At 64.4% G+C, this 20,861-nt stretch carries 17 protein-coding genes and 1 pseudogene; 13 read left to right on the forward strand and 5 right to left on the reverse strand.

All coding sequences use genetic code 11. The features are described from left to right. Nucleotides 1-19: 19 nt before the first annotated feature. Genes BJ6T_RS30785 through BJ6T_RS30815 form a run of 7 tightly spaced genes read left to right on the forward strand, consistent with a single transcriptional unit; the run spans nucleotide 20 to nucleotide 6,258 of the window. Nucleotides 20-1,270: an ABC transporter substrate-binding protein gene (locus BJ6T_RS30785; protein ID WP_014496465.1), complete on the forward strand. Its 1,251-nt coding sequence runs from the start codon at nucleotides 20-22 to the stop codon at nucleotides 1,268-1,270. A 34-nt stretch (nucleotides 1,271-1,304) separates the two neighbouring features. Continuing rightward, nucleotides 1,305-2,540 (forward strand): ABC transporter substrate-binding protein, encoded by a 1,236-nt coding sequence (locus BJ6T_RS30790; protein ID WP_014496466.1) that lies wholly within the window; start codon nucleotides 1,305-1,307, stop codon nucleotides 2,538-2,540. Nucleotides 2,541-2,593: 53 nt separating this feature from the next. Continuing rightward, the gene (locus BJ6T_RS30795; RefSeq protein WP_014496467.1) at nucleotides 2,594-2,974 is read left to right on the forward strand and encodes a carboxymuconolactone decarboxylase family protein; all 381 of its coding nucleotides are present in this window, start codon (nucleotides 2,594-2,596) and stop codon (nucleotides 2,972-2,974) included. A 15-nt stretch (nucleotides 2,975-2,989) separates the two neighbouring features. Further along, a complete protein-coding gene (locus tag BJ6T_RS30800; protein ID WP_014496468.1) occupies nucleotides 2,990-3,760 on the forward strand; it encodes an SDR family oxidoreductase in 771 nt (256 codons plus the stop codon). Nucleotides 3,761-3,779: 19 nt separating this feature from the next. Beyond that, the gene (locus BJ6T_RS30805) at nucleotides 3,780-4,520 is read left to right on the forward strand and encodes an SDR family oxidoreductase (protein WP_014496469.1); all 741 of its coding nucleotides are present in this window, start codon (nucleotides 3,780-3,782) and stop codon (nucleotides 4,518-4,520) included. Between the two features lie 23 nt (nucleotides 4,521-4,543). Next, nucleotides 4,544-5,257: a GntR family transcriptional regulator gene (locus BJ6T_RS30810; RefSeq protein WP_014496470.1), complete on the forward strand. Its 714-nt coding sequence runs from the start codon at nucleotides 4,544-4,546 to the stop codon at nucleotides 5,255-5,257. A 26-nt stretch (nucleotides 5,258-5,283) separates the two neighbouring features. Then, nucleotides 5,284-6,258 (forward strand): tripartite tricarboxylate transporter substrate-binding protein, encoded by a 975-nt coding sequence (locus BJ6T_RS30815; RefSeq protein ID WP_014496471.1) that lies wholly within the window; start codon nucleotides 5,284-5,286, stop codon nucleotides 6,256-6,258. Nucleotides 6,259-6,265: 7 nt separating this feature from the next. Here BJ6T_RS30815 and BJ6T_RS30820 read toward each other — a convergent pair whose 3' ends face one another. Then, on the reverse strand, nucleotides 6,266-9,370 hold the full coding sequence (locus BJ6T_RS30820; RefSeq protein WP_014496472.1) for a DEAD/DEAH box helicase: 3,105 nt from the start codon (nucleotides 9,368-9,370) through the stop codon (nucleotides 6,266-6,268). A gap of 362 nt (nucleotides 9,371-9,732) precedes the next feature. Further along, nucleotides 9,733-9,993 (reverse strand): hypothetical protein, encoded by a 261-nt coding sequence (locus tag BJ6T_RS30830; protein WP_039150621.1) that lies wholly within the window; start codon nucleotides 9,991-9,993, stop codon nucleotides 9,733-9,735. 121 nt (nucleotides 9,994-10,114) lie between these two features. On the opposite strand from BJ6T_RS30830, the gene BJ6T_RS30835 reads away from it, so the two are divergent. After that, nucleotides 10,115-10,846 carry a DUF3750 domain-containing protein gene (locus tag BJ6T_RS30835; protein ID WP_014496475.1) on the forward strand — a complete coding sequence of 244 codons (732 nt, stop codon included), beginning with the start codon at nucleotides 10,115-10,117 and terminating at the stop codon, nucleotides 10,844-10,846. A 307-nt stretch (nucleotides 10,847-11,153) separates the two neighbouring features. Here the strand turns inward: BJ6T_RS30835 and BJ6T_RS30840 are convergent, their stop codons facing one another. Continuing rightward, the gene (locus BJ6T_RS30840; protein ID WP_014496476.1) at nucleotides 11,154-12,209 is read right to left on the reverse strand and encodes a LacI family DNA-binding transcriptional regulator; all 1,056 of its coding nucleotides are present in this window, start codon (nucleotides 12,207-12,209) and stop codon (nucleotides 11,154-11,156) included. 136 nt (nucleotides 12,210-12,345) lie between these two features. On the opposite strand from BJ6T_RS30840, the gene BJ6T_RS30845 reads away from it, so the two are divergent. The 5 genes and pseudogenes from BJ6T_RS30845 (at nucleotide 12,346) to BJ6T_RS30865 (ending at nucleotide 18,421) form a co-directional block, all read left to right on the forward strand. Further along, nucleotides 12,346-13,362 carry a TRAP transporter substrate-binding protein gene (locus tag BJ6T_RS30845; RefSeq protein ID WP_014496477.1) on the forward strand — a complete coding sequence of 339 codons (1,017 nt, stop codon included), beginning with the start codon at nucleotides 12,346-12,348 and terminating at the stop codon, nucleotides 13,360-13,362. Between the two features lie 5 nt (nucleotides 13,363-13,367). After that, the gene (locus BJ6T_RS30850) at nucleotides 13,368-15,278 is read left to right on the forward strand and encodes a TRAP transporter large permease (protein ID WP_014496478.1); all 1,911 of its coding nucleotides are present in this window, start codon (nucleotides 13,368-13,370) and stop codon (nucleotides 15,276-15,278) included. Nucleotides 15,279-15,297: 19 nt separating this feature from the next. Then, nucleotides 15,298-15,837, forward strand: a complete 540-nt coding sequence (locus BJ6T_RS30855) for a VOC family protein (RefSeq protein WP_014496479.1) — start codon at nucleotides 15,298-15,300, stop codon at nucleotides 15,835-15,837. After that, nucleotides 15,838-17,045, forward strand: a pseudogene (locus tag BJ6T_RS30860) (ribulose-bisphosphate carboxylase large subunit family protein); the annotation flags it as partial. Between the two features lie 11 nt (nucleotides 17,046-17,056). Continuing rightward, the gene (locus tag BJ6T_RS30865; protein ID WP_014496482.1) at nucleotides 17,057-18,421 is read left to right on the forward strand and encodes a four-carbon acid sugar kinase family protein; all 1,365 of its coding nucleotides are present in this window, start codon (nucleotides 17,057-17,059) and stop codon (nucleotides 18,419-18,421) included. A gap of 53 nt (nucleotides 18,422-18,474) precedes the next feature. Here the strand turns inward: BJ6T_RS30865 and BJ6T_RS30870 are convergent, their stop codons facing one another. Together BJ6T_RS30870 and BJ6T_RS30875 are read right to left on the reverse strand one after the other, a co-directional pair. Next, nucleotides 18,475-19,377 (reverse strand): glycoside hydrolase family 5 protein, encoded by a 903-nt coding sequence (locus BJ6T_RS30870; protein ID WP_014496483.1) that lies wholly within the window; start codon nucleotides 19,375-19,377, stop codon nucleotides 18,475-18,477. A 143-nt stretch (nucleotides 19,378-19,520) separates the two neighbouring features. Next, a complete protein-coding gene (locus tag BJ6T_RS30875; protein WP_014496484.1) occupies nucleotides 19,521-20,807 on the reverse strand; it encodes an O-antigen ligase family protein in 1,287 nt (428 codons plus the stop codon). Nucleotides 20,808-20,861: the final 54 nt, after the last annotated feature.

The following is a 20,861-nucleotide window of genomic DNA, read 5'->3' on the forward strand; positions in this document are numbered from 1 at the left end:
AGAGCAGGGAGACAACAAAATGAACAAGACATCGAAGGGCAGGATATCAAAAGGACTGACGCGCCGGACCGTGCTGTCGGGCGCTGCCGCTGTCGGCCTCGCCAGCGTGGCACGCGCACAGACACCGGCCGAGGTCAAGGTCGGACTGATCGTCCCGCTGTCAGGCATCTACACCCGCCCCGGCCAGGTGATGAAAATGGGCGCCGAGATGGGCATCGAGCACATCAACGCGCAGGGAGGCATCAAGGCGCTCGGCGGCGCCAAGCTGAAGCTGGTGGTGATCGACTGCGGCGACACCACCGAGAAGGCCAAGAACGCGGCGCAACGCATGGTGGCACAGGAGCCCGATCTCGTTGCCGCCACCGGCTCTTATCTCTCCTCCTTCACGCTCGCCGTCACCGAGGTCACCGAGCGCGCCGAACTGCCGGTGCTGACACTGTCCTATTCGGACCTGCTGACCGATCGCGGCTTCAAATACATCTTCCAGACCGCCGCGACCGCGAGCCGTCAGTCCGAGCTCGGCCTGCCGACGCTGATGAAGCTCGCCGAGAATGCGTCGGGCAAGAAGCCGAAGACCGTGGCGATGCTGATGGACAACACCGCGACATCCGTCGCCACAGCCAAGGCGCTCAAGGAAAAACTGCTCGCGCAGGAAGGCCTCCAGCTCGTCGTCGAGGAAGTCTGGACCCCGCCGCTGTCGGATGCCACCCCGCTGATCCAGAAGGTCCGCTCGGCCAAGCCAGACCTGCTGCTGTTCATGCCGAATGCGGTGTCGGACGCCAAGCTGGGGCTGGAGAAGATCAGCGAGTTCGGCCTCGGCCAGGGCAAGATCCCGACCGTGTCCTTCAGCATCACCATCGCCGAGCCGGACATGCTTCAGAGCGTGAGCCCGGAGACCGTGCAGGGCATCATGACCATCGTCGCCAACTGGGGCTCGAAGGGTCACGAGGCCCTGATCGCCGAGCTCAAGGCCAAATACAAGGAGCCCTGGATGACGCAGAACGTCATCTCGACCTATGGCGACATGTGGCTGATGAAGGAAGCGCTGGAGAAGGCCGGCAAGGCCGACCGCAATTCGGTCGCACAGGCATTCCGCACCATGGATGCCGGCCCGTCGAAATACTATCCGGGCGGCCAGCTCAAATTCGACGAGAAGGGCCGTCGCGTCGGCGCCGGCGTCGTGATCGCGCAATGGCAATCGGGCGTGCCTGTCACCGTCTATCCGCCCGAACTCGCTCAGGCGCAGCCGTTCTGGCCGAAGAAATCATAAAGGGGCGCGAGATTTTTCAGGGAGGAGAATTGTCATGACTGCAAAGACCAAAATCACGATCTCGCGGCGAACATTGCTTGCCGGCGCCTCCGGCACGCTGATCGCATCCCGCGCCTGGGCGCAGCAACCTTCCGAGGTGAAGGTCGGCCTGCTGGTGCCGATCTCCGGCCTCTACGCCCGACCGGGAACGGTGATGCGTGAAGGCGCCGAGATGGCGGTCGACCACATCAACGCGCAAGGCGGCATCAAGGCGCTCGGCGGCGCCAAGCTGAAGCTGGTCGTACTCGATTCCGGCGACACCACGGAAAAGGCAAAGAACGCCGCCCAGCGCATGGTCGCGCAGGAGACCGATCTGGTCGCGGCCAGCGGCGCATACCTGTCCTCGTTCACGCTCGCCGTGACGGAAGTCACCGAGCGCGCCAGCCTGCCCGTCCTCACCCTCTCCTATTCCGACCTGATCACCGACCGCGGCTTCAAATACGTGTTCCAGACGGCGGCCACCGCAGGTTCGCAGGCACGGCAGGCGTTGCCCCAGATCATCAAGCTGGCGGAGACGGCTTCAGGCAAGCGGCCGAAGACGGTCGCGATCCTGACCGACAACACGGGGGCCTCGATCGCCTCCGCAAAGGCGATGCGCGAGGGCCTGCTGGCGGAGAACCAGTTGCAGCTGATCGTCGACGAGACGTTCACGCCGCCGCTGGCCGATGCGACGTCGCTGGTGCAGAAAATCCGTTCGGCGAAACCCGATCTGCTGTTCTTCCTGCCGACGGTGATCTCGGACGCAAAGCTGCTGCTCGAGAAGATGAACGAGTTCGGCCTCGGCCAGGGCAAGATTCCGACCATCTCGTTCGGCATCGCGATCGCCGAGCCCGACATGCTGCAAACCGTCAGCCCCGAACTGCTCCAGGGCGTGCTGACCTGCGTCGCAAGCTGGGGCGCCAAGGGCCACGAGGCGCTGATCGCGGAATTGAAGACCCGCTACAAGGAGCCGTGGATGACGCAGAACGCGATCTCCACCTATGGCGACATGTGGGTGATCAAGGACGCGCTCGAGAAGGCCGGCAAGGCCGACCGCGTCGCCGTCGGCGAGGCGCTGCGCACCATGGATGCCGGCCCCTCGAAATACTATCCGCTGGGCGAGATCAAGTTCGACGAGAAGGGCCGCCGCGTCGGCGCCGGCATGACCATCGTGCAGTGGCAGTCCGGCGTGCCGGTGACGGTGTTCCCGCCCCAGCTCGCGCTGGCGCAGCCGTTCTGGCCCAAAAACTGAACTGAGAACTGACCTAAGAACTGACAACGCCCGAACGAGAAACGGAGAACAAGATGGACAAGGCGACCTACGACCGCGGGCTCGAAATCCGCAAGAGCGTGCTCGGCAACGAGTTCGTCGACAAGGCGATCGCATCCGCGGACGAGTTCAACCGTCCGATGCAGGACCTCACCACGGAGTATTGCTGGGGCTACGTCTGGGGCCGCGACGGCCTGACGCGCAAGACGCGCAGCTTCCTCAATCTGGCGATGCTCTGCGCGCTCAACCGTCCGCACGAGCTGAAGACCCATGTCCGCGGCGCGCTCGCCAACGGCGCCACCAAGGAGGAAATCCGCGAAGTCTTCATGCAGGTCGCGATCTATTGCGGCGTGCCGGCCGGCGTGGATGCGTTCCGGAACGCGAAGGAAGTCTTCGCCGAGCTCGACAAGAAATAACGGAGCGTGACGACGATGAAGGGCAAATGGGCACTCGTGACCGGTGCGACCGCGGGCCTTGGCCTCGCCGTCGCGGAAGGCCTTGCCGGCGCGGGCGCCAATATCGTCCTTCATGATCTCGTCGCGCCGAAGCAGGCCGCGGATGATCTCCGCGCCCGCTTCGGCGTCGAGGTCATCGCGGCCGGCGTCGATCTGTCCCGTCGCGAGGCGATCGAGGCCATGATGGCCGATCTGCTCGACCGCTGCGGCGCCATCGACATCCTGGTCAACAACGCCGTGGTCAGGCACTTCTCCGCCATCGAGCAGTTTCCGCCCGATCGCTGGGAGCAGGCGCTGGCCGTCAACCTGTCGGCTCCGTTCCATTTGATCCGCCTGGCGCTGCCGGCGATGAAGCAGCGCGGCTGGGGCCGGATCATCAGCATGGGCTCGATCTATTCGACCCGCGCAGTCGAGGATCGCATCGACTACGTCACCACCAAGACTGCGATCCTCGGTATGACCCGCGCGGTGGCGATCGAGACGGCGCGGAGCGGCATCACCTGCAACACGCTCTGCCCGGGCACGCTGCCGACGCCCGCGATCCTCAACAAGATCGCGACGATCGCGTCGAACAGCGGCCGTCCGGTCGACGACGTGACCAAGGAATATCTCGGCGAGCGCCAGCCGACGCAGCGTTTCGTCGAAATGAATGCGGTCGCCGCCATGGTCGTCTTTCTCTGTGGGCCCGCGGCAAACGATATCACCGGCGCCAGCCTGCCGATCGACGGCGGCTGGTCGGTCGCATGAAAGGATTGGGAGTGTTGCGATGACTGAACAATCGGGCCAGAGCGTCGTGCTGACGGGTGCCGCCGGCGGCATGGGACGCGCCATCACCAAGGCCTTGCTGGAAAGCGGCCGCCGCGTCGTGCTGGTCGATCGCGACGCCAAGGCGCTTCAGGAACTCGCGTCCTCGGCGGGCGACGCGGTGTTTCCGATCCAGCTGGACATTAGCGATGGGCAGGCCGTGGATCGCCTGCCGGACGCCATTCCCGCGCAGTTCAAGCCGGTCGACGTCCTCATCAACAACGCCGGACACGATATCGGCGGGCGGACGCGGTTCGATGCCGGCTCCGCCGACGACTGGTCCAACATCATCCAGACCAATCTGATCGGCCTGATGCGCGTCACCCGCGCGATCCTGCCCGACATGGTCAGGCGCAACGCCGGCCATGTCGTCAACATCAGCTCCATCAACGCGGTCCGGATCGTCCCCGATATGGCCGCCTACAGCACCAGCAAGGCGGGCGTGCACATGTTCACCGAGACGCTGCGGGGCGAGCTGGCGGAAACCGCGATCCGGGTCACCGAACTCCAGCCAGGCCTGACCCGGACCAACATCATCCTGACCCGCTATCGCGGCGACAGGCAGAAGGAAAAGGACTATTTCGACCAGTTCAGGATGGCGCTCGAGCCTGCCGATATTGCCCGTTCGATCGTCTTCGCCCTGGACCAGCCCGCGCACGTTCAAATTGCCGAAATGATGATTCTGCCTGTAAACCGGTACTGACTTTTCCCAACCAGGGTCCGGACATGGAAAGACGTAGCGAATTGCAGTCGACACTCCGCATCGAGGACGTCCCGACCGTCCGGGCGATGGTCGCGCAAAAGCTGCGCGAGGCGATCATGTCCGGAACACTCAAGCCCGGCCAGCGCCTGGTCGAGCGCGAGCTCTGCGAGATGATGGGCGTCAGCCGCCCCTCGATCCGCGAAGCGCTGCGGGCCCTCGAAGCCGACGGCCTCGTCAACATCGTTCCGCACCGCGGCCCCGTGGTCTCCACCATCAGCCTCGAAGAAGCCCGGCAGCTCTACGCGGCGCGCGCGGTGCTCGAAGGTTTCGCCGGCCGCGAATGCGCCAGACTCCACGATCCGGAAGTGGCTCGACGGATCGGGGAAGCCCTGGCACGGCTGAAGGCGGCCGCAGCCAAGCAGGACCTCGTCGGGAGCCTCGAAGCCAAGACCGACTTCTACGCCGCGCTGATCGGCGGCTGCCGCAACGCCTTCATCGAGCGCATGCTCAAGCCGCTGCACGACCGGATCCAACTGTTGCGGATCACGTCGATGTCGCAGCCGAAACGGATCAACAAGAGCCTGCGCGAGGTCACCGCGATCTGGCGCGCTATCCAGAACGGCGATCCGGATCTCGCCGAGCGCTGCTGCGTCGATCACATCAATGCGGCTGCGGTGGCCGCGCTCGACATGATTGAACGAAACGCCGCCAAGGAGGCGACGCCCTCCGACGACTAGAAAAACAAGAATTCAGGGAGTGTTCGATGTTGTCTCTGGTACGATCGCTGATCCTGTGTCTCCTGCTCTCGCCCTGTGGCGCGGCAATCGCAGACGACTACCCCACCCGCCCGGTCACGATGATCGTGCCGTTCTCCGCCGGCGGCCCCGGCGACGTCATCGCGCGGATTCTCGGCAACGCCATGAGCGCGACGCTGAAGCAGTCCATCGTCATCGAGAATGTCGTCGGCGCCGGCGGCACACTCGGCACCAACCGCGTCGCCAAGGCCGCGCCTGATGGCTACACGCTGCTCCTGATGCATGTCGGCCAGGCCACTGCGCCCGCGCTCTATGCCAAGCTGCCGTTCGATCCCGTCGGCGACTTCGCCATGATCGGGCTCGTCACGAACGTCCCGATGATCCTGGTGGCCCGGCCGAATTTCCCGGCCAAGGATCTCGGCGAGATGATCGCCCGCATCCGCAGCGAGGGCGACAAGATGACTTTCGGCAATGTCGGTCTCGGTTCGGCCTCGCAGCTCTGCGGCCTGATGTTCATGAGCACCACCGATACGAAACTCTCGCAAATCTACTACAAGGGCGGCGGGCCCGCGCTGAACGACGTCATCGCCGGCCATATCGACGTCTATTGCGATCCCGCGACGGGGCCGACGCCCTACATCCAGTCGAACACGATCAAGGGCTACGCGATCACGAGCAAGACGCGCGTCGCGACGCTGCCTGGCGTGCCGACCTCGGCCGAGGCCGGCGTTCCCGAATTCGATGTGACGACCTGGTATGGCCTCTACGCGCCGCGCGGCACGCCGAAGCCCGTGATCGACCAGCTCGTCGGCGCGCTCCAGACGGCGCTCAAAGACCCTGCTTTGATCAGCCGTTTTGCCGAGCTCAGCATGGCTCCGGTCGAGGCCGAGCGCGCGACGCCGGCTGCGCTCGAAGCCTTCCTGAAGGCCGAGATCGGCAAATGGGGACGGATCATCAAGGCGGCCGGAATCGAGCCGCAGTAGGTCAGCCTCACTCGTCCAGAAGCTCCAGGAATTCCTCGATCCGGCCGAACGGGTCCGCGTGCCCGCGGGCGGCGCAAACGACGCGATCGCCGTCGCGCTGGAGCGATCGCGCTCTGGATTTCCTCAGCCGCCCGGGGAGGAAGGTCGCGGCGACGGCCTCGGGCCCGACATCGAGCCTGACGATGCCACGCCGCTTGCAATCGATCCGGAGCCTCGCGGCCGCAAAGAAATCGCGCGCCTCCGGCGGGAGCCTGCCGAAACGTCGCGAGGTCTCCTCCTCCAGGTCTTCCAGGTCGTCGTCGCTCCGGCATCTGGCGGCGCGACCATAGATCTCGAGCCGCATTGCTTCCGATTGCACATAACCTTCAGGCAACATGTCGCCGACAGGCAGATTGAGATCGGGCACCCACAGAAAGGCGCCCGAGTCGTTCACTCTTTCCGAGGCGAGCTTCAGGAGATGACTGTAGAGCACCGGCCCGAACACCTGCACGTGCCCGGACTGCTGTTCGGAAAACAGATCGCCGGCGCCCCTGAGGTCCAGGTCGCGCTCGCTGATGGCAAAGCCGGCGCCGGGCTTGCTGAACTCCTCGAGGACGGCCAAGCGCTTCTCGGACTGCTCCGAGGTCGACTCCGTCAGCAGATAGGCGAAGGCGCGCGTTCCGCCGCGTCCCACCCGCCCCCTGAGCTGATGAAGCTGTGCGAGGCCGAACTTTTCGGGCCAGCACACCACGATGGTGTTCGCGCGCGGGATATCGAGACCGCTTTCCACGATGTTGGTCGCCAGGAGGACGTCCGCTTCGCCATCGACGAAACTCATCATGCGGTCGTCGAGGTCGTCGACGGGCATCTTGCCATGAAGGCAGACGATGCGGAGATCGGGCGCCAATGATTGCACGCGCGCCAGCATCGGCTCCAGATCCAGGATGCGCGGGCAGATCAGAAAACTCTGTCCGTGCCGCCGCCGCTCACGGAGCAATGCTCCGGCAATGGCCGCATCCGAAAGCGGAGCGATCTTGGTCACGATCGGAAGCCGGTGAACCGGCGGCGTCGCGATCACACTGAGATCCCGGAAGCCCGCAAGGCCGGCAGCGAGCGTGCGCGGGATGGGCGTCGCGCTCATCCAGAGCGTATGGGCATTCTTTGCCAGCCCTGAAAGCTTCGCCTTCTCCGCCGCTCCGAAGTGCTGCTCTTCGTCGATGATGACGAGGCCGAGATCGGCGAACTTCACATCCTTTGCAGAGAGCGCCTGCGTGCCTACAACGACTTTCAGCCTGCCGCTTCGCAGGCCCTCTTTGACCCCTCGCGTCTCCGGGCCGGAGGTCGCGCGCGACAGGCTTCCGACGTCGATACCGAGAGGCCCGAAGCGCTTGCGGAAGGTTTCGACATGCTGCCGTGCCAGGACGGTGGTCGGCACCGCGATCGCCACCTGTTTCCCGGACAGCGCCACGGCGGCTGCCGCGCGCAACGCGACCTCGGTCTTTCCAAATCCGACGTCGCCGCACACCACCCTGTCCATGGGGTGACCTGCCGCGAGATCATCGAGCACATCCTGAATGGCCTTCGCCTGATCGACGGTCGGGAAATACGGAAAGCGCGCAACGAACCTTTCATAGAGCGGCCCGGGTGCGACCAGTTTCGGCGCGCGGCGGCGGTGGCGCTGGCTGATGTGCTTTGCGAGCGCCTTGGCGGCGACCTGGATCTCCGCCTCGGCCTCGGTCCGCCGCGCCCACCATGTGCTTCCGTCCGCCTTGTCCCGTGCCAGCTTGCCGGGCTCGGCTGCATACGGCCAGATCAAGGCAAGATCGGCCGGCGGCACCAGAACGGCGTTGTCTCCCGCGAACGCAAGCCTGACCATCTCGCGCCGCGATCCCGTCCCCATGGCAAGGGTCTGCAAGCCGTCGAGCAGAGCGAGCCCGCGCTGCAAATGGACCACCGCCGCGCCGCGCTCCGGGACGTCGGGATGGTCGAACGCAGCCGTCCAGGCTCTCGCCATCGGCTGCGGATGATGGGCTCTGCTGCCGAGCACGTCGGACGCGGTGACGATGACGAGAGGCTTGCGGCCGGCCCCGATGAAGCCGGCATCGAAATCGGCCAGAAACGCCGTTTCGCGATCCCGTCCCTCTGTCGCCTCGCTCCAATCGGCGCAGCGCTCCGCCTTGATGCCGCTCATCCGCTCCATCGCTCGAAGGTCATCCTCGACGGCCGCGACGAACAGCACCCGCGACCCGGCGCGTTGCATGTCGTCGATAAATGCGCGGAGGATCTTTCTTGGCGAAGAGGCCTTCGAGAAATCGGGCGTCGGCGTGAAGGCCGATTTTTGCGGAAGCACGTTGATGCGCTTCTTCAGCCGCTTCCAGTCCGCCCGTCCGAGATACTCGCGCTCCGCATCCCTGCGGCCAGCGGCCTCCTCGATGGTGCTCAGCCAGATATCGGCATGGCCCAGCACGCCGGCATCCACGATCCACCGCGCGCGCGCGCAATAATCCGGCAGCGTCGCCCGCTGTCCGCGCTTGCCTCCGAGCGCAATCTGTTCGGACATCGGATCGATCAGCAATTCCCTGGTCTCGTAGACGACCTCATGCTCGACCGGATCGACGGCAACGATCTTGCGGATAACGCCATCGGAATGTTCGATCCTGAAAGGACCAAGTGCGCCCGCGGGAAACACCTCGAACGTCTTGCCGTGGAACAGGACGCCGCCCGGATATTCCGCCTCTTCGTCGAGGTCGTAGCCGAGCGCTTCCAGACGGTTCTCCAGCTCGGCTTCCGAATAGGCCGCGCCCACTTTCAGGGTGAGGCTGGTCTTTGACCAGCTCGCCGGCAGCGGCAGCCGCTCCATGATGGCCTCTGCGGTCGATACGAGGAAGACCGGCTTCCTTGCCTTGGCAATGCGCCGCAACACCGAGCTCCGCCTGCCCGCGATCTCGCGCGACGGCTCCAGACCATCGAATGGCAGATTGTTCAGTCGCGGGAACACCAGCACGTCGACCGAAGGGTCGAGCGCGTGGATCACGCCGCCCAGCCGCTCCGCCCTGTTCTCATTATCGCAGAGGAACACGAGGCCGTCGCGACCGGACTTCTCCCATTGCTCGCGCAGATGCAGCGCCAGCATGCCGAGCGGCGATGAGGACGAGACCGCAGAACGCGACGAGCTCTTGCCTTTCGAGCTCTTGCCCTTTGGGCTCAGGCTCTTTGGGCTCTGGCTTTTCGAGCTCTTGCTCTTAGAGCTCTTGCTCTTAGAGCTCTTGGCCTTTGTCTTTTTCGCGCCGGTCGCGGCCCGGGCTTTCCTGGTAGGCGCCAATTTGTATCCAACTTTGTTTCGCAAATAGAGGCGTGCGCCAACGAGCCCTCCCGTGAGCTCGGTCGATAACGCACATCGGGCCTAAGCGCCCAATGACGTCATTACAATTTCGCGATTGCGTTGGAAAGCAGAGACGCAAGCCCAGTCGACCGGCCTACACGCCAAAATAAGGCCTATTGCAGGACCTTCGGCAGCACCACGACCACGTCGACGCTCTGCCCGAGGATTTGCGTCGCGACCACAGCGAGGTGATGCGAGAATTCGTCTTCGATCTCGGCCGCGCAGTCCTCGTCCCGCGCGATAGCGAACAGCAGATTGCCGTCGACTTCGTCGAATCGGATACCGGCAAAAAGACGATCAAACGTCTCGGCGCCAGCGATGGATGCGATTCGCGCCTGGATGGCCTGATCTTCGACGAGTGACAGCTTCATCATAGCGGGAACATGGGGGCGCACCTCCCAAATGCAAGAGCGGAAGCGTGCTGGCGCGGCCCGCCGGGCGAACTATATTATTCGTGTCGTCCCGCCTGACCACCGTTCGCCCTTGAGGAAACTCTTGATTCTCTTCCTGCTGCTGGTGTTCGTGCCGATAGGACTGTCGGCCGGACGCTATTATCTGTTCGGCGATGGCCGGGGCAATTGGCAGACGGCGGATCGCTCGAGCGCCGGCTTGCTGCCGCCGGCATCCGCCAATCCGGACGCGCTGATCCGGGTCTTTGCCGCGCGCACGGTGCGGTGGCGCAGCATTTTCGCCGTCCACAGCTGGATCGTCGTCAAGGAGAAAGGTGCCAGCAACTACAGCCGATACGACTACACGGCGTGGGGCGACCCGATCCGGAACAACGGATTTGCACCCGACGGCCGCTGGTTCGGTGCCATGCCCGAAACCGTCGTGGCGCTCGACGGCGCGCGGGCCGAAGCGCTGATCCCCAAGATCCGCCACGTCGTCGAGACCTACAAGTTCCGCGCCTACGGCGATTACAGCGCATGGCCCGGACCGAATTCCAACACCTTCGTGCAGGCGGCGCTGGACGCCGTTCCCGAGCTTCGTGCTGTCCTTCCACCCACCGCGGTCGGCAAGGACTATCCGTACAGCGGACGCTGGGCCGGCATCACCCCTTCCCGCACCGGCGCCTACGCCTCGCTGTCGGGTTACCTCGGCATGACGGTCGGCTGGGTCGAAGGGTTCGAGATCAATTTCTTCGGCGCGGTGCTGGGCATCGACATCCGGCGGCCTGCGCTCAAGCTCCCCGGCATCGGCCGCCTGGGCGTCGCCGCCGGCCTGTAGAGCGCCCGCCGGGGCCTCGCCAAACAAAAAACTGAAAAACAACCCCATGCACAGTAGAACCGCCCTCGGCCGGTTGGTCGCGGCGGCGCGGCTTAAGTCGAGATGAGGCTTGGGTGAATTGACTTGCGCGCGCAGAACGAGAGGCATCTCTCCTGCAACGCGCGTCGAGCTGCTCGACGGGCCCGATTTCTTCAGAGCCCGGTCATTTGACTCGTCGGGCAAAACACTGGCAAAATTGCATCGTGGCAATCAGGCCAAGGATGCGCTCGACCAGGCCGGCCATGGGTCCAGCAAGCCTCCTTGAATCCTAGCCCCCAAGCGCCGGAATATTTTCGCGAAAGATGATCTCGCTGCGCGGCGCCTCGATGCCGTGCATGGCGCTGCGGCCGGCGCGCAGATTGTCGAAGATGCCGACACAGCTCATCATCGTGTTGAGCTGATTTTGAGTGATGACGGCATCCATCGTCCCATCGAGCAGAAAGCTGCGCGTATCCGAGGTCAGACCATGACCAATGAAGACCACGTCGCGCGCCCGGTTCATCTCGTTCAGGGCGCGAGCGACACCATCGGCGGCGCCGCCGATGTTGTAGATTCCGGCAAGATCCGGATGCTGGCCCAGCAGCATGCGCGTCTGGCGATAGTTGCGATCGGCGTCATCGTGGCCTTCGCGCAAACCCACGACCTTGATGGCCGGAAATAGTTCTTCGAAGACGTGCAGAAAGCCCATTTCGCGTTCTTCGTGCGCGCGGTAGCTGCGGCTGCCCGCGATCATCGCGACCTTGGCCGGACGCTCGCCCAGAAAGCGCGCGATCAGATAGCCGGCGGTGCGTCCGATCGAGCGATTGTCCAGTCCGATATAGGCCGCGCGGCGCGCGTTCAGGATGTCCGAGATCAGCGTCACCGTCGGCACGCCGTGCTCCGCAAGCCTATCGACGGCTTCCCGCACGACCGGATGTTCGAGCGCCATGAAAGCGATGCCGTCGGCCTTGTCGCGGGCCCGCCAGAGCTGGCGTGCCAGCCGGTCGGGATTGAAGCTCTTGATGGTGTCGACCTGACAATGGACGTTGAAGGGCGCGAGCCGGCCGTCGGAATGCGCGATCAGCTGCCCGAGCGTGGACAGGAAGCGGTTGGTGCCGGCCGGCAGCAGGAACAGCAGCCGCATCGGCTTGGGCCGCATCGCCGCCAGGAGGTTCTCGGCCGGCATGTAGTCGAGCTCGGACGCGGCGGCGAGCACCCGCTGCTGCGTAATCGCCCGCACACCGGGCCGGCGATTCAGCACGCGATCGACCGTCGCCGTGGAGACACCGGCCCGGCGCGCCACGTCAACGATGCGGCTCAGCGAAGGAGCGAGCGGTTTGTCCATCTCAAGGTCCAAACGTCAAAGACATCAAAAACCATCATCTTTATCGTTTGACATGATAGCTCTAAGTCGCAATTTTCGCATCAACATTGTCGCAGAAACATCAAATAACATCAAATCGCTGTTGGAGGAGAAGCCCATGTCCCTGACCCGTCGGCGCGCCCTGCAAGCCCTGTCCGCCCTGCCCGCCGCGGGCCTGATCGGCGGTCTCTCGCGCCCGGCCCGGGCGGCCGAGTTCTCGCTGAAATACGGCAACAACCTGCCGCTGACGCATCCCCTCAACATCCGCGCCCAGGAAGCGGCCGACCGCATCGCCAAGGAGAGCAATGGCCGGGTCGAGATGGTCATCTTCCCGAACAACCAGCTCGGCGGCGACACCGACATGCTCGCCCAGGTGCGCAGCGGCGCGCTGAACTTCTTCACGCCCTCCGCGCTCGTGGTCGCGACCCTGGTGCCGGTCGCCGCGATCAACGCGGTCGGCTTTGCCTTTGCCGATTACGATCAGGTCTGGAAAGCGATGGACGGTGGGCTTGGCGCGCATATCCGTGCCGCCATGGCCAAGGTCGGCCTCCATACGTTCGAGAAGATGTGGGACAACGGCTTCCGCCAGATCACCAGCGGCGCCAAGCCGATCGAGAGCGCCAAGGACATGGACGGCCTCAAGATCCGCGTGCCCGTGTCCCCGCTCAGCATCTCCATGTTCAAGGCGCTGTCGTCCTCGCCGACCAGCCTGCAATTCAGCGAGGTCTATTCGTCGCTGCAGACACGCATTGTCGACGCGCAGGAAAATCCGTTGCCAATCATCCAGGTGGCGAAGCTCTACGAGGTGCAGAAGTACTGCGCGATCAGCAACCACATCTGGGACGGCTTCTGGTTCATCGCCAACGCCCGCGCCTTCAACGCTCTTCCCGCCGATCTCAGGACCATCGTCAGCAACGCCATCAACGATGCCGGCTTGAAGCAGCGCGAGGACATCAAGGCCTTCAACGCGACCGTGCAGGCCGACCTCCAGAGCAAGGGAATGAACTTCACCAAACCTTCGCCGGACTCGTTCCGCGCCAAATTGCGCGACGGCGGCTTCTACGGCGAATGGAAGGGCCGCTTCGGCGACGAAGTCTGGGCGCTGCTCGAAGGTGCCGTCGGCAAGCTGGCCTGAGCGCGATGACGATCGCAGAGCATCAGATGACGGACTATCTGGCGGCGGCCGCGCACCCTGCTTCCGATAAGGGCACGCGCAAGCTTGCGAGAACCTTTGGCACCGTCGACCGCTGGCTCGGTGCGGTGGTCGAGACCGCCGCGGCCGCCGTCGTGCTGGTCGAGATCGGCATCATGCTCGCCGGCGTCATCATGCGATACGTCTTCCACAGCCCGCTGATCTGGTCGGACGAACTTGCCTCGATCCTGTTTCTCTGGCTCTCGATGCTGGGCGCGGTGATCGCGCTGCGCCGGGGCGAGCACATGCGCATGACAGGGCTCGTCAGCCATGTCGGCCCGGGCGCGCGCGCCTTTCTCGACACGATCGCGGCGGTGGCGCCGCTATTCCTGCTGGCGCTGGTCCTGCATCCCGCCTTCGATTATGCGAGCGAGGAACAGGTCATCGTCACCCCGGCGCTCGAGATCAGCAATGCCTGGCGCGCAGCCGCAATTCCCGTCGGGATGACCCTGATGGCCGTCGTCGCCGCGATCCGGCTCGCGACACATCACCGCCCCGCGTTGATCGTCGCGGCCCTCATCACCATCGCCGTCCTGATCGCCGCATTCTGGCTTGCCGGACCGCTGCTCGCCCAGCTCGGACGCTACAACCTCATCATTTTCTTCGTCGGCGTGGTCGCGGCCAACGTGTTCGCCGGCGTACCGATCGCCTTCTCCTTCGCGCTCGCGACCTTCGGCTATCTGGCGCTGACAACCAGCGTACCGATGATGGTGATGGTCGGCCGCCTCGATGAAGGCATGTCGCACCTGATCCTGCTCGCGGTGCCGCTGTTCATTTTCCTCGGCGCGCTGATCGAGATGACCGGCATGGCGCGGGCCATGATCCAGTTCCTAGCAAGCCTGCTCGGGCATGTCAGGGGCGGACTGTCCTACGTGCTGATCGGCGCCATGTATCTCGTCTCCGGCATCTCCGGCTCGAAGATCGCCGACATGGCCGCGATCGCGCCGGTGCTGCTGCCGGAAATGCAGCGGCGTGGCGCCAAGCCCGGCGACCTCGTCGCGCTGCTGTCGGCCACCGGCGCGCAGACCGAGACCATTCCGCCGAGCATCGTGCTGATCACCATCGGCTCGGTGACCGGTGTCTCGATCGCGGCGCTGTTCACGGGCGGGCTGCTGCCGGCCCTGGTCGTGGGCTCCGCCCTCTGCGTGGTGGTGTGGCGGCGCTACCGGCATGAGGATCTGAGCCATGTGCGGCGTGCCTCCAAGCGCGAGATCGCAAAGCTCACAATGGTCGCTCTGCCCGCCATCCTGCTGCCATTCGTGATCCGCACTGCCGTGGTCGAAGGTGTCGCCACTGCCACGGAGGTCTCGACCATCGGCATCGCCTACGCCGTGCTGATGGGCCTTGTGGTCTACCGCCAGTTTCCCTGGCGGCGGCTGAAATCCATGCTGGTCGAGACGGCCTCGCTGACGGGCGCGATCATCTTCATCATCGGCTGCGCCACGGCGATGGCCTGGGGACTGACGCAATCCGGCTTCTCGCAACAGCTGGCGAAAGCGATGGCGGCGATCCCCGGCGGCGCCTACGGCTTCCTCGCGATCTCGATCATTGCGTTCGTGGTGCTCGGCAGCGTGCTCGAAGGCATTCCGGCCATCGTGCTGTTCGGCCCATTGCTGTTCCCGATCGCCAAGCAGGCCGGCGTGCATGAAGTGCATTATGCGATGGTCGTGATCCTCGCGATGGGCATCGGCCTGTTCGCACCGCCGTTCGGCGTTGGCTATTACGGCGCCTGCGCGATCAGCAAGATATCGCCGGACGAAGGCCTCAAGCACATCTGGGGCTATGTCGCGGCGCTCTTCATCGGCCTCGCCATCGTCGCGGCCGTGCCGTGGCTGTCGATCGGCTTCCTCAAATTCTGAAGACAATGGGAATCATGCAATGAGCCGTTTTTTTGGTGAGATCCGGCAAGCCGGCTACGTCGTTGACGACATCGAGAAGGCCATGGATTATTGGAGCCGCGAGCTCGGCATCGGGCCGTGGTTCTATAATCCGCGGGTTCCAATCGTGAACTACCACTATCGCGGCAAGGCCTATGAGCCGCACAATTCGGTGGCGCTGGCCAACTCCGGTCCGCTGCAGATGGAGCTGATCCAGATCCGCAACGATGCGCCGTCGATGTATGCCGACTTCCTGAAAGCCGGACATAAGGGTCTGCAGCACGTCGCCTACTGGACCGAAGACTACGACGCCGATCTCTCCCGTCTCGAAGCCGAGGGTTTCAAGCCGGTCATGAGCGGCGAAGTCGGCGCGCGCGGTCGCTTCGTCTATTTCGACACGGAGTATCATCCGGGAACCGTGATCGAACTGTCTGAGGTCTCGGGACCCAAGGGCAAGATGTTCGATCTCATCCGCGCAGCCGCCAAAGGCTGGGACGGGCGCGACCCTGTGCGGCCGTTCCCCGATCTTACCAAGCTCTAGATTGTCTGCGCTCCCGTGACGCAAAATCCCGTTCGCATCGAAGCCGACTATCTGATCGAAACGCCTGAAGATCCGCGTCTTGCCGCGGAAACCATGGCGGGCGAGCAGTCGAGCGGCACGTTCGTTGCGGTGCCCGGCGAAACGCCGGAGCTGAAAGCGCGTGCGGCCGCCCGAGTCGAGAGCATCGCGTTGCTTGATGCAATCTCCACGCCGTCGCTCCCGGTCGCCCGCCCGATCAACCCGATGGTCCCTGGAATCGCGCGCGCGTGACGTTGTCATGGCCGCTCGACAATATCGGCGCGTCGCTGCCCAATCTGGTTACGGCGATCGCCGGCAATCTCTGGGAGTTGCGCCAGCTGACCGGCCTACGCCTGCTCGACCTGCGCCTGCCGCTCGCGTTTGCCGCGGCGTATCCGGGGCCGAAGTTCGGCGTCGCCGGCACGCGCGAGCTGACCGGCGTCAGCGGTCGTCCGCTGATCGGCACCATCATCAAGCCGAGCATCGGGCTGAGCCCGGCCGAGACGGCCTCTCTCGTCGCGACGTTGTGCGCGGCCGGCATCGACTTCATCAAGGACGACGAGCTGCAATCGGACGGCGCCTATTGTCCGTTCGACGCGCGTGTGCGCGCCGTGATGCGCGTCGTCAACGACCACGCCGATCGAACCGGCAAGAAGGTCATGATCGCCTTCAACCTTACCGGCGAGATCGACCAGATGCGCCGCCGGCATGATCTGGTGCTCAGCGCGGGCGGCACCTGCGTGATGGCGAGCATCAACTCGGTCGGGCTCACAGGCATGGTCGAGCTCGGCCGCCACACGCAGCTTCCCGTTCATGCGCATCGCAATGGCTGGGGCGCGTTGAACCGTCATCCCGCGCTCGGGTGGGATTATACGGCCTGGCACAAGATCTGGCGGCTGGCCGGCGCCGACCACATGCACGTCAACGGCATCGGCAACAAGTTCAGCGAGACCGATGACAGCGTGGTCGTCTCCGCAAAGGCGGCGCTGACGCCGATGTTCGCGCACAAGCCGTGCATCGCGATGCCCGTGTTCTCCTCGGGCCAGACGCCGGCTCAGGCGCTACCTACCTGGCGCGCGCTCGGCTCGACGGATCTGATCTTCGCAGCAGGCGGCGGCATTCTCGCCCATCCCGACGGACCGGCCGCCGGCGTTGCCGATTTGCGCGCAGCATGGGACGCCGCGATGGCGAGTCCGCAGCCGTGAACAGCGCGTCCGCCCTGCCCGACGGTCCACTCGTTGCCTTCTACGGCGACGATTACACCGGCTCGTCCGCGGCGATGGAGGCCCTCACCTTCGCGGGCCTGCCGACAATCCTGTTCCTGGAGACTCCGACGCCTGAACGTCTCGCTTCTATCGGTCAATACCGCGGTATCGGCATCGCCGGCACGGCGCGCGCGAAGGATCCGGCCTGGATGGAGCAAAACCTTCCGCCGGCCTTCGCGGTGCTCGCTGGTATCGGCGCGCCGATCGCACACTACAAGGTGTGCTCGACCTTCGACTCCTCGCCGCAGATCGGCTCGATCGGGCGTGCGATCGATCTCGCGGTGCCGCTTCTCGGCGGCAGCTGGCACCCGCTCCTCGTGGGATCGCCGGCGATGGGGCGCTATCAGATGTTCGGCCATCTGTTCGCGGCCGTGAATGGCGTCGGCCATCGTCTCGACCGGCATCCGACCATGTCGCGTCATCCGGTGACGCCGATGGACGAGTCCGATCTCGGCCGGCACCTTGCAAGACAGACGGCGCGATCGATCGGACTGATCGACTTCGTCACCATGGCCAATGGCGGCGCGGATCAAGCGCTCGCGCGCGCGAAGACCGCCGGTACCGAGATCATCTCGCTCGACGTGCTCAACCAGCCATCCCTGATCGAAGCCGGCCGCCTGATCTGGGAACATCGCGGCGAGCGGCTCTTCGTCGCCGGCTCGCAAGGTGTCGAGCAGGCCCTGGTCGCCTATTGGCGGTCGGCGGGCCTCATTCCCGACAACAAGCCCGATCTGCGCCTTGGCGGCGTCGAGCGCATCGCCTGCGTCTCCGGCTCCTGCTCGCCCGTCACCGCGGCGCAGATCGCCCATGCCGCGGACAACGGCTTCGACGTCGAACGGCTCGACGCGACACGCGCCGTCGACGCGGCCGGATGGACCAGGGAGATCGGCCGCGCCGCCGAACGCGCACTCACCGCACTCTCGTCGGGACGCGATGCGCTCCTGATCACCGCAAGCGGCCCCGACGATCCCGCCATCGGCGCGCTCAACGCGGCCATCGAGGCGAGCGGCGCAACGGCGAGCGCAGTGAACGAGCGCATCGGCGCGGGGCTCGGCCAGGCGCTGGACTCCATTCTGGAAACCGCGCGACTCCCGCGCGCCGTGGTCGCCGGCGGCGACACGTCCGGACATGCGCTGCAGGCAATGGGCATCTATGCGCTGACCGCGATCGCCCCTCTCGCGGAAGGCGCGCCACTCAACCACGCGTCGTCGGATCGCGCGCATGCGAACATCGAGATCGCGCTCAAGGGCGGACAGGTCGGCGGGACCGATCTGTTCTGCCGGGCCAGAGACGGCGGTTAGCCGTCACCGCAAGGCGATCGCGATCCAGCCGATATCGGCCGTGAACCGCGGCCTCAACGGGCCGGCGGGATCAGGGCGCGCAGGATGTCGGGCTTCCAGGCCTGACGGGCGCTGTCAAAGGCCGCGAAATCATGGTCGAACTGCCAATAGGCCCATGCCCAGCCGCGTCTGTCGGCGCTTCGCGCCACGAACGACAGGTATCTCTGGCGGCTCTCGGATGGAGCCCGCTCGTATACCCCGAACTCGCCGAGATAAATCGGGCGTTTCTCCCTCTCCGACCACCGGCTGACCTTCTCGAAATCAGCGGCCGCCTTGGCTTCGTCGTCCGGACTGCCCCAATCCAGCGGCCCGATGCGCGCGAACGTCTCGGACCATGGCGCACCCTGATGCGTGAAGCGTATCGGCGCGTAATAATGAAAGGTGACGATGAGGTTCCTGTCGTCGGCGGGGAGAGCCAGATCGTCGATGGGAATCTCGTCTGTGTTGAGAACGGCAGCAATGACCTGCCGCTCGGCGTTGGTGCGGCGGATGATGCCGATACAATCGTTGAGGAGCGAATTCCAGCCGGCGGACGTCATCTCTCCCCCCGGCTCGTTCAAGACCTCGAAGACGAGCCTGGGATATCTTCCGGCATAGCGCTCCGCGATCTGCCGCCAGAATGCCCTGAGCTTCTCGCCGCATTCGGATACATCACGCTGACAGACATGCGTGTCGTGCTCGTCGACGATGGGAACGAGGTTCCTGGCGAGGATTTCCTCGATGACGGCATCGAGCCTTCTCAGCACGACCTCATCCAGCACATTCGCGCGATCCATGAACTTGAAGCCGAAGAAATTGATCCTGACGTGCGAGAATCCGGCCTTTTTGATCGCCGTCAGATTGTCCAGACGGAACGGCGCGTTCTGACCGCCCTCCCAGATTCCATCATAACCGAGAATGTTGATCCCGCGCCCCAACCTTGCCGCATCGCGAGGCACGAGCTGGCCGGCGGCATGGACGTCGGAGAAGAACGATGCGACGACGAAAGCCGCGGCGGCAAGATTGAAGCTTCTCGACCAGCGAGCGCGGGGGCGGTCATCCTGCTTCCATTCCGTAAGGGTTAGAAATCGGTCTCCGGCACCGGCCTGCACGTTGCAAGGAGGAACGCCACGAGGAGCACCGACGTGAACATGGTCGAGCGAAGGAACGTCGTCTCGGTGAAATTGGTCTGAAAGCTGAGGGCGACAAATCCGATGATGAGGGCACAGTGCGCCCGGTGGATCGATCGCGCGGAAATCAAATAGAGCACCTTGTTCGAGAACAGAAGAACACTCGCGGCGAAAAGGACGTAGCCCAAGAACCCTGTTTCCATCAGAATCGCGATATAGCCGCTATGATAGTTGTCGAGCACCCAGCCGTGGTTCTGCTCGAAATAATCGTAGATCGACGGGATCGTCCAGAAGCCGTTGATTCCGAAGCCGAGCAGCGGCGCATCGTCGAAATGGCTTATCGCGTAGTGCCAGATGAAGGTCCGCTCGGTAAAATTGACGGTGGCATCGCCAATGTGGATCGCGTCGTATCCCGTCGCGTAAAAATAGACGATCAGGAGGCCGGCCATAACGCACATGACGAACGGCAGGATCGCATAGAGCCTCATGCAGCCGACCGACCACATCGACGTCACGAGCAGCGCACAAGCCGCCAGGGCGACAGCACCGGCGCCGCGCGATTCCGACGCGAGGACGCAGGTCGACGCCAGCAGGAACGCGACGAGGAACGCCAGCCACCCCTGCCCCGTCATCTTCCGGTAGCAGGAGAAGAACATCAGATACGCGCCGACAAAGCCCAGCGTCTGCTTCGATTCATAGACGCCCTGCCATTGACCATTGTGCATCCAGCTATGATCTACTCCGATATCGGGCACGACGAGTGCGCAAAGCGCCGATGCGGCGACCAATATGAAGAGCCCGGAGGACGTCGCCTTCACGACATCGTCGATATCGATCCGCGTGATCATACAGAACGCGCCAAACGTCGTCATTGCGAGAGCGGCGCTCTTCATGATGGCTGCGGCATTCAGGGTGGTCCACAACACCGAGGCGACCGCCAACGTGTAGAATGCGAGGAGCGCGATCAGATCGGGGTTGAACGCCAGCTGCAGGCGCGGGCGCACGAACGCGCTTGCGTAGATCAGGACGCTCCACATCAGCAGAGCGACCGCCTGTTGCAGATAAGTCAGTCCCGCCGGCAGTATCGCCGTATTGAATGTCCCCATCGACGCGACGACATTGACGGTGATCGATACGCAGATGACGAGCCTGGCAACCTTCTCGACGCCGGCACTGCGCGTCGTCCAGATCGCGCTCGTGAGTGCCTCGGAGTCTCTCTCGGTCTGCAGGATGGCCATGAGGTGACTTTCCCTTAAGCTTGGTTAATTATCTGCTACTGCGGGTTGATCTCC

Origin of the sequence: Bradyrhizobium japonicum USDA 6 (assembly GCF_000284375.1) — a bacterium.
GTDB lineage: Bacteria > Pseudomonadota > Alphaproteobacteria > Rhizobiales > Xanthobacteraceae > Bradyrhizobium > Bradyrhizobium japonicum.